The organism is Rhizobium altiplani (assembly GCF_001542405.1).
In the GTDB taxonomy this organism is placed as follows: Bacteria; Pseudomonadota; Alphaproteobacteria; order Rhizobiales; family Rhizobiaceae; genus Rhizobium; species Rhizobium altiplani.
On sequence record NZ_LNCD01000098.1, the window covers coordinates 1 to 3,362 of the forward strand.

Here is a 3,362-nt window from a genome sequence, read left to right on the forward strand (position 1 = left end):
GTCGGTGTCACCTGATGCAGCACCTTTCCTCCGGCGGCATCGATGCCCGAGCTCAACTCGCTGGCATATGAGACAAGAGTGGTTTGTGAATCTGCGTAAAGCAGCAGCGTCGCGTCGATTGCTTTTTCCGGCCCGCCCCACAGCCATGTGCCGGCTTTGTCATCGCCGGTATCGGCAAGCAGGTTGGCCCGGCCGGGCGAACCCATCCCCAAGCGGAATGCGGTCGGGAAGGAGTCCCCGACATCGGAAGGCAGGCCCAAGCGTTTCAAGCCATCCGCCGTCAGCGCGAAAATCAACACCTTGTCGGCCGGGGGTTGATCTCCGAAGGTGATCTGGTCCTCGATCGATTCTAGCCAGGCGCATGCCTGTTTGGGGTCGTCGGAAAATTTGATCGCAAGACATCTCGCATAAGGGTGTTTGCTCAAGCCGCCGTATAGCAGCGTCTGGACCTCGAAGGTTTCAATCAACGTCGCCGGCCTGACCTTCGAGCCGAACAGCCCGAGCCACGCCGCCGCTTCATCTTCCGTTGATACCGTTCCAAGTCCCTGGCGGATCGCTGCATTGGTGCGGATGCGCGCCGTCGTCAGATGCGGATAGGCGCTGTACCAGAACCACGTCGGCTGCTGTTGCCTGCGCGCCCAGCGCTTGAAACGATCGCCGTCTGTCGCACCCTAACAGGTTTTCGGTACGAGGGAAACCGACCGTGTTGCTCCACACCGCAGTCAGACCGTTGGATGCCCTTGTGATGAAGTCCTCCAGATAGCTTTCCCAACTGCCGCCGTAATTCGAGAAAAACAGAAGCTTGTTGGTCTTTGGCAAACGCAGCCAACGGGCATAGTGGATCGTGCTGATATCGCCGAGAAACCCGGGACGGAAGCGCTTAGTCGCCATCTGGCCGATGACCCAGAACGCTATTCTGAGCGCCAAGCCGCGCAACGCTCCGGCCTGCATGATCGAGATACCGGCAAGGTGGTTTTGCTGGGTATCCTTGAGATTTTCAGCTTCTGTCAGCGACGCCATCACATCGGGGTCGACCAAGGTGTCGACCGGCGTGTTGGCCGATTCGAGCCGCCGCAGGCCGAGATAGACATTCGCGACGATCGCAAGAATTGCGACGGCTGCGACAATCGTTGAAACGATGAACGCGATCACGCCCACCGTAAGGCCTTGTGAGAGGGATGCTGCGATCGTTGCGGCAACGACGAAAAGGGCTAGCAGCAGGAGAACCGGCCAGAAGAATTTCGTAAGCCCTTGCAAGACAAGAGACAAGATGAAGCTGACATCTGCGCCTGACGGCTCTTCAGCGGCAAGACGGGGAAATGGCTCAGGGTTGAGCAGTGGCGCGAGCTCGGTATTGGCTTTAACGACCGCAAAACGGTTTCCAGTGCTGCGCCCGCGGGTGAATTTGAATCAAAATAGGTGCGGAGCTCACGGGCAAGCGCATATTCGCGCTTGACCCGCGCAACGGACATGCCTGGTGTGCCACAGAAATCAAGCCCTGGAATATCGAAAAGACCCTGTCCGGTGCGAATGTGATGGGATGCGAGAAGACGGCCGATCGTACCTGCCGTTTTTATTCCCGCCACCGACAGGATTTCGCTGACGAAAGATCCAAGCTTGATGCCGACCGTATCGAAGGCATGTTGCGGCTCGCCGTCGACCGACATTTCGAACACCAGATAGGTCGGCTCTGCCATGTCGCCACGAACCACCGTGATCGACATGAAATGCACGCCTTGGCCTCGCAGGGCGATCCGGATTTTCCCTTCCTTGCCAAACAGCTCAGAACGGAACTGCTTGAGCTTCGCATCGACGGCATCGGCTCTTTCGACAGCGAATGGGATTGCACTCGTCACAAGCGACTGCGTCATGTTTACCCCTCTAGCTCTCTTGGAACTCAAGCTACCCACGGCTGCAATGTTCCCGCCTATCCCCCCGAGGCTGACAGCGAGCTCTCTCGTTAGGCGTGCAATACCTCTTTCATTTTATTCGTGGGTCTTCAAGCAAAATCCATAGGAAGTTCTTGAGGGAGTGCGTATTTTCATTAAGCTGCCAAATTGAGCGAAGTAAATTGACCGCGTAAAGAAAAAGACATTGCTGCAGCGCAGATTTCACGCCTAAGGTGAGTGTGGTTCAAGTGCTGGCGAACTCCAGAGCGCTCGCTCGTCGCTTCGCTGCCTAAGACGAATGTATACCATCATAGTCGCGTCCAAAAACCTGTTTCTAACTTCGGAGATCAGCATGGAGAAAGAACCAGAGGCGTCAGATGGCCAGAACGACATCGTCGCCACCCAATCGGCCGCGCTCTCCGTTGAGGTCGAAAAGGCCGCTCTTGCCGAATTCAATTACGTCCCGGCCGAAGAGCGCGACCTGAGGCGGACGCGCGCCGAAGCCGACGTCCGTTTCTCCGCCCGCAAGAGCTTCCTTGAATCACCGCGCAGCGATCCCAACGGTTTCGAGCGCATCATCGGCCAAAGCGACCTGATGTCGATAAATTTCCTCGATCGCGGCCGGCGGGTGGCCGCGGCCGTATGCCGGATCAAGGTACCGAGCGATGGCGGCGCCTGGTATGGCACCGGTTTTCTGGTGGGGCCACGCCTTTTGCTGACCAACCATCATGTGCTCGGCAATGCCGACGAAGCCAGTCAGTGCGAAGCCGAATTCGGTTATGAGCACGATATCGATGGGGTTCTTCGCGAAGGCGTCAGGTTCAATCTGCGTCCGCACGAGATCTTTTACACCAACGCTGAGCTCGACATCACGTTTGTCGCGGTCACGCCATTGTCGGATGAGGGCGTACCGATCGACCGTTATGGCCGGCTGCCGCTGATCCCGCTTTCCGGCAAGGCGATCGATGGCGAGTGGGTGACGATCATCCAGCACCCGAACAGCGAGCCGAAACAGATTGCTATACGAGCAAGCCAGATCATTATTCTTGATCAGGACGCGGCCCCCGACGTCAACCTTGATCATTTCATCCACTATTCGACGGATACGGAGCCGGGCTCATCCGGCGCCCCGGTGCTGAACGACCAATGGCAGGTCCTGGCCCTGCACCACAAGGCAGTCCCTGAGCCGAAGAAGCCCGGAAGGCCTGAGAACAAAACTGTCTGGATCGCCAATGAAGGTGTCCGCATTAGTGCAATTTTTGGCCTGCTCGAAAGACAGCGCTTTGAACAGCCGCAGGCGGGCCTTGTGTTGGACCGGCTTGATACCTCGCTTGGGCTGCCGTCCCTGTCTCAAGGCGGCATCCAGGGCGAAGCTCTTCTCGAGGCGGACCGAAAGCCTCTCGCGCTCAAGCGTTGGGCCGGCGTCACCGGCTATGATCCACTCTTTCTCACCACCCGGATCGACCTTCCCGA

Annotated in this window: 3 protein-coding genes and 1 pseudogene; 1 reads left to right on the forward strand and 3 read right to left on the reverse strand. The window is 57.9% G+C overall.

What is annotated here, in order from left to right; translation table 11 throughout:
- The 3 genes and pseudogenes from AS026_RS43595 to AS026_RS43605 all read right to left on the reverse strand — a co-directional run.
- A pseudogene (locus AS026_RS43595) lies at positions 1-467 on the reverse strand (Dyp-type peroxidase); the annotation flags it as partial.
- Positions 468-516: 49 nt separating this feature from the next.
- Positions 517-1,158 (reverse strand): hypothetical protein, encoded by a 642-nt coding sequence (locus tag AS026_RS43600; RefSeq protein WP_245307594.1) that lies wholly within the window; start codon positions 1,156-1,158, stop codon positions 517-519.
- Between the two features lie 53 nt (positions 1,159-1,211).
- Positions 1,212-1,871: a hypothetical protein gene (locus AS026_RS43605; protein ID WP_062371868.1), complete on the reverse strand. Its 660-nt coding sequence runs from the start codon at positions 1,869-1,871 to the stop codon at positions 1,212-1,214.
- A 370-nt stretch (positions 1,872-2,241) separates the two neighbouring features.
- Between AS026_RS43605 and AS026_RS23220 the strand changes: the two genes are divergently transcribed.
- A partial coding sequence (locus AS026_RS23220; RefSeq protein ID WP_131815339.1) for a trypsin-like serine peptidase occupies positions 2,242-3,362 on the forward strand: 1,121 nt, incomplete at its 3' end.

Bases quoted from the DNA above. Each gene is read 5' to 3' on its own strand.
- AS026_RS43605 (WP_062371868.1), bottom strand. From the start codon at position 1,871: ATGACGCAGTCGCTTGTGACGAGTGCAATCCCATTCGCTGTCGAAAGA.